This is a genomic window from Massilia sp. CT11-108 (assembly GCF_047302915.1).
Classification (GTDB): domain Bacteria; phylum Pseudomonadota; class Gammaproteobacteria; order Burkholderiales; family Burkholderiaceae_D; genus Telluria; species Telluria orientalis.
Genome location: NZ_JBKYMO010000472.1, coordinates 1 through 4266, shown reverse-complemented (window position 1 = coordinate 4266; position 4266 = coordinate 1). Strand labels below are relative to the sequence as shown.

Sequence of the window (4266 nt, the reverse complement as noted above, 5' to 3'; positions counted from 1 at the left end):
ACCGCGGCGTCCGCGACCGCGCCGGCACGGGCGGGATCGACGGCCGCGACGACGCCGTCGACTTCATCCGCCAGGAAGCGCTGCAGGACGTCGGTGCGGAACGCCGGATAATGCCGCTGCGCGTCGCGCACGCGCTGGTTGAACGCGTTGCGGCCGGCGGCCAGCGCGGCGGCGAAGGCAGACGAGATCATGCCTGCGCGCGCAGCCAGGCCAGGTAGTTCGTGTAGCGCTGGTGCAGGTATTTCAGTTTCAGCAGGTCGTCGTACAGGTGGCCGTACAGCTTGCGGCCCTTGACCCGCTCGCCGATCAGCTTTTCGATGCGCACGAGCCGCGCGCGCGTCTCGCGCTCCGACACGCCGTCCAGTCCCTGCGCGAATTCGTGCGCCATCTCGCCGACGGCATCGTTGCGGTCGAGATCGAGGCGCGCGTATTCCGCGCTCGCCAGGTCGAACAGGCGGCGCAGCCAGCTCACGCGGTCGGACCGGTACGGGCCATTTTCGGGCAGCGCGAAGAACGGCGCGTCCGGGTCGGGCCGCAGCTTGTCGTGCAGGACGAACGGCAGGATCTGGCGCACGTCGTCCAGCTCCACCTGCGGATTGCCGCGGAACCAGGCGAGCGCCTTGGCGAACAGCAGCAAGGTCATGAGATTGCGCACGGAGAGGCCGTTCAGGGTCTGGCAGCCCAGGTCCTTCATGCGGTCGCGCCCGTTGTCGAGCGCCGCCAGCTCGTGCCACGCGATGCCGGACAGGCGCGCCGTGTCCTTCGTCATGTATTCGAACTGGCCGCCGGCCATCTCGGCCAGCTCGAACTGGCTGGCGAAGAATTCCACCCGGCGGCGCACGTCGACCGGCACCTCGACGGCGCGGATCGCGCGGCCCATGCGGTCGACTTCCTCGTCCGTGAACACCAGTTCGCGCGGCATGAGTTCTTCCGGCCGCACGTCTTCCTCGATCCGCACGAGCAGCTCGTCGAGGAAGCGCGGGTTGAACGCGAGGGCCTGCACGACGACGTCGATGCGGTCGCGCAGCGCCTCGATCACCTCGTACGTGCCGCCGCCCTGCTCGTCGTTGGCGGTCAGGTACCACGCCGACTCCGGGCATTCGTACACCTGGTTCAGCACTTCCGCGTAGTTGTCGCCCATGACGGTGAGCAGCGCGCTCTGCGTGCGCGTGGGGATCCGGTTGTACTCGTCGACGATCTTGACGCGCATACCCAGCCACGCGCGCCACGCGATGCGGATCTGCGCCATGTCCTGCGCGTTGACGAGGTCCGCCGGCAGCGGATTGCCGAGCAGGTCGGCGATCGTCATCTGCGGATGGCCGTGCTGCATGGCGCGCCGCACGTCGCGCACGCTGGCGCCGGACAGCACGCCCATCAGCACCGCGCTGGCCGTCTTGCCGCGCCCCGGGCCGCCGACGAACAGGCATTTGCGGCGCGTGGCGAACGTCAGCAGCGGCAGCAGCACGAAGCTGGAATAGCTCTGCCCCGACGGCAAGGTCAGGGTGCGGCGGCTGTCGCCCACCGTGAACGTCTGCGGCGGGCCCTCGTTGAATTCGATGTCGTAGTGCGGGCTGATGATCGCCTTGTTGACGATCCAGAAGTAGGCCTGGCGCAGCTTCTCGTCCAGCTGCCCCGCCATGTCGTCCGCGCCGTCGGTGCCGCCGTCCGCGGCGACCGGTCCCCGGTACAGGTCGGCGACGTCGAATTCGCGCGGCCGGGACACCGTGCGGGGATGCGTCGGTGCGCGGGAAATCTTGCGGAAAAAGTCGAATGCCACGGGTTCCTCGTCGTTGGCGCGGCTGGGCGCGTCGCAGAATCGTAACGATTTTCTTATGTTATGACAACAAATTGTCGACTAAGCAAGGTTTCATGAAATCCTTTTCATTTGTTCAAGTTCTCGCTAGGATGATGTTACATAATTACGTAATACAACAAGGAGACCCATGAGCACAACCGAAACCTTCCTGCTTGCGATGCTGATCATCTTCGTCGTCCCGTACGCCATCTGGCGCCTGGGCCGCACGGATTACGTCGCGCCCCTGGTCATCGTCCAGATCATCATGGGCGTGGTGCTGGGCCCCGGCGTGCTGGGCGCGGCCTTCCCGGCGTACCACAAGTTCGTGTTCAACCCGGACGTCGTGAAGACGCTGAACGGCATCGCGCAGTGGGGCGTGATGCTGTTCGTGATGCTGGCCGGCGTCGAGCTCGACCTGAAGAAGGTCTGGACCTACCGCCGCGAGAGCGCGACGACGGCCGGCCTGGCGCTGGGCACGCCCCTGCTGTTCGGCTGCGCGGCCGCCGCGCTGCTGATGTCGTATCCGGGCTGGATGGGCGCGCAGGCGGCGCCGTGGCAGTTCACGCTGGGCACGGGCATGGCCTGCGCCGTGACCGCGCTGCCGATCCTCGTGCTGCTGATGGAAAAACTCGATTTCCTGCGCCAGCCGATGGGCCAGCGCATCCTGCGCTATGCGAGCCTGGACGACGTCGCGATCTGGGGCGTCCTCGCCATCATCATGCTGGACTTCGAACGCATCGGCCGCCAACTCGGCTTCCTCGTCGCGTTCACCGTGCTGACGTTCGTGTTCCGCCGCCTGATGGCGCGCCTGGGCCAGACCGACCGCTGGTATGTGGCGATGATCTGGCTGATCGCCTGCGCGTTCGGCGCCGACTGGGCCGGCCTGCACTTCATGGTGGGCGCGTTCCTGGCCGGCGTCGTGATGGACGCGGACTGGTTCGAGCAGGAACACCTCGATGCCCTCTTCAGGAACGTGCTGCTCACGCTGATGCCCGTCTTCTTCCTCAGCACCGGCCTGCGCACCAAGTGGGACCTGGGCGGCCATGCGGTGTTCTTCGCGGGCGGCCTGCTGCTGTTCGCGTCCGTCGGCGGCAAGCTGGCCGGCGCCCACATCGCCGGCAAGGTCCTGAAATGGAAGGACGGCGAGGCATCCATCATCGGCTGGCTGCTGCAGACGAAGGGCCTCATCGAGATCATCTTCGCCAACATCCTCCTCGACAAGCAGATCATCACGAGCGAAACGTTCACCGCGCTCCTTTTGATGGCCGTCGGCAGTACAATGCTGACCGTCCCGGTCGTGCATCCGAAACTGCATCGCGTGCGGCACCGCGGACTGGTGAATCAGGCCAGTTCCTGATCGGATCGAACGAAGTGGAGTATTCATGGCGCGCAGCGGACTCACGAAATCGCAGGTCAGGGAAGCCCGCGACCGGCTGGTGGCGGAGGGCCGTCATCCCTCCGTCGACGCGGTGCGCCATGCGCTCGGCGACAGCGGCTCCAAGTCGACCATCCACAAATACCTGAAGGAGCTGCGCGCCGAAGACGGCGGCGCGGACGCCGTGCCGGGCATGCGCCGCGAAGACACGGGCCGCGTCCTGCACGCCCTCGTCGACGAAGTGGCCGACCGCCTGCACGCCGGCTTCGACGAGCGCATGCGCCAGCTGCGCGCCGCCCACGACCAGGCCTTGCTCGAGCGCGACCACGAACTGGCGGAACTGCGCAGCACCGTCGCCACCCTGACCGCCCGCGTCAAACAGCTGGAGCTGGAGGCGCAGTTCGGCGCCGACGAGACGCCCCTGCGCCACTGGCAGGACCGGGCCCGCGTGCCGGGCGGCTTCGGCCATTTCGACAACAGCCTGCTGAACTCGCGCTCGACCGTGCGCGACATCTCCCCCTTCGACCTGATCCGCGCCGCCGCCCGTTCGTGATCGCCACCGCACGGACGCCCCGCCGCGGACATGCTACAACGTGGCAAACGATAGCCATGGAGAACGAGCGATGCTAAAACTGGACAACATGGACCGTGCGCGGGTCGACCGGCTCGGCGCATTGACGGCGCACGTCGTCGAACACGCGCTGGCCTCGGGCCTCACCTGGGACGAAGCGATCCTCGCCTTCGGGATCGCCGCGAGGGCCATGGCGATGAAGGCGTCCGACCAGGGCGCCGGCACGCCCGAACAATGCGCCGTAGAGGCCGAGCGCCGCCTGAAATCCGGCATGACGCAAAGCGCGGACATGCTGCGCGCATGGCTGGGTTGAGCGCGACCGTCCTGCTGTCGGCACGCGACCTGCGTTCGCCGTTCGGCGGACCGTTCACGTTCGACGTGCACGCGGGCGAATGCATCGCGATCCAGGGACCGTCCGGCGCCGGCAAGAGCGTCCTGCTGCGCATGCTGGCCGACCTCGATCCGCACGACGGCGGCGCCCTGCTGGACGGGCGGCCGGCGTCGTCGATGTCCGCGCCCGACTGG

5 protein-coding genes and 1 pseudogene are annotated in these 4266 nt (G+C 67.4%); 4 read left to right on the top strand and 2 right to left on the bottom strand.

Translation table 11 applies throughout. The annotated features are described in order from the left end of the window. Nucleotides 1–191 (bottom strand): annotated as a pseudogene (locus ACEN88_RS25625) (hypothetical protein); the annotation flags it as partial. Further along, nucleotides 188–1777 (bottom strand): AAA family ATPase, encoded by a 1590-nt coding sequence (locus tag ACEN88_RS25620; RefSeq protein ID WP_413344200.1) that lies wholly within the window; start codon nucleotides 1775–1777, stop codon nucleotides 188–190. The pseudogene ACEN88_RS25625 and the gene ACEN88_RS25620, both read right to left, overlap by 4 nt. Nucleotides 1778–1943: 166 nt before the next feature. Between ACEN88_RS25620 and ACEN88_RS25615 the strand changes: the two genes are divergently transcribed. The 4 genes from ACEN88_RS25615 to ACEN88_RS25600 all read left to right on the top strand — a co-directional run. Beyond that, a complete protein-coding gene (locus tag ACEN88_RS25615) occupies nucleotides 1944–3152 on the top strand; it encodes a cation:proton antiporter (RefSeq protein WP_413344198.1) in 1209 nt (402 codons plus the stop codon). Between the two features lie 25 nt (nucleotides 3153–3177). Further along, nucleotides 3178–3723: a DNA-binding protein gene (locus tag ACEN88_RS25610; protein WP_413344196.1), complete on the top strand. Its 546-nt coding sequence runs from the start codon at nucleotides 3178–3180 to the stop codon at nucleotides 3721–3723. 70 nt (nucleotides 3724–3793) lie between these two features. After that, nucleotides 3794–4054 carry a hypothetical protein gene (locus ACEN88_RS25605; RefSeq protein WP_413344194.1) on the top strand — a complete coding sequence of 87 codons (261 nt, stop codon included), beginning with the start codon at nucleotides 3794–3796 and terminating at the stop codon, nucleotides 4052–4054. Then, a partial coding sequence (locus tag ACEN88_RS25600) for an ATP-binding cassette domain-containing protein (protein ID WP_413344192.1) occupies nucleotides 4042–4266 on the top strand: 225 nt, incomplete at its 3' end. The genes ACEN88_RS25605 and ACEN88_RS25600, both read left to right, overlap by 13 nt.

Coding starts and splice junctions, on each gene's coding strand:
- ACEN88_RS25615 (WP_413344198.1), top strand. CDS start 1,944: ATGAGCACAACCGAAACCTTCCTGCTTGCGATGCTGATCATCTTCGTC.
- ACEN88_RS25605 (WP_413344194.1), top strand. CDS start 3,794: ATGCTAAAACTGGACAACATGGACCGTGCGCGGGTCGACCGGCTCGGC.
- ACEN88_RS25610 (WP_413344196.1), top strand. CDS start 3,178: ATGGCGCGCAGCGGACTCACGAAATCGCAGGTCAGGGAAGCCCGCGAC.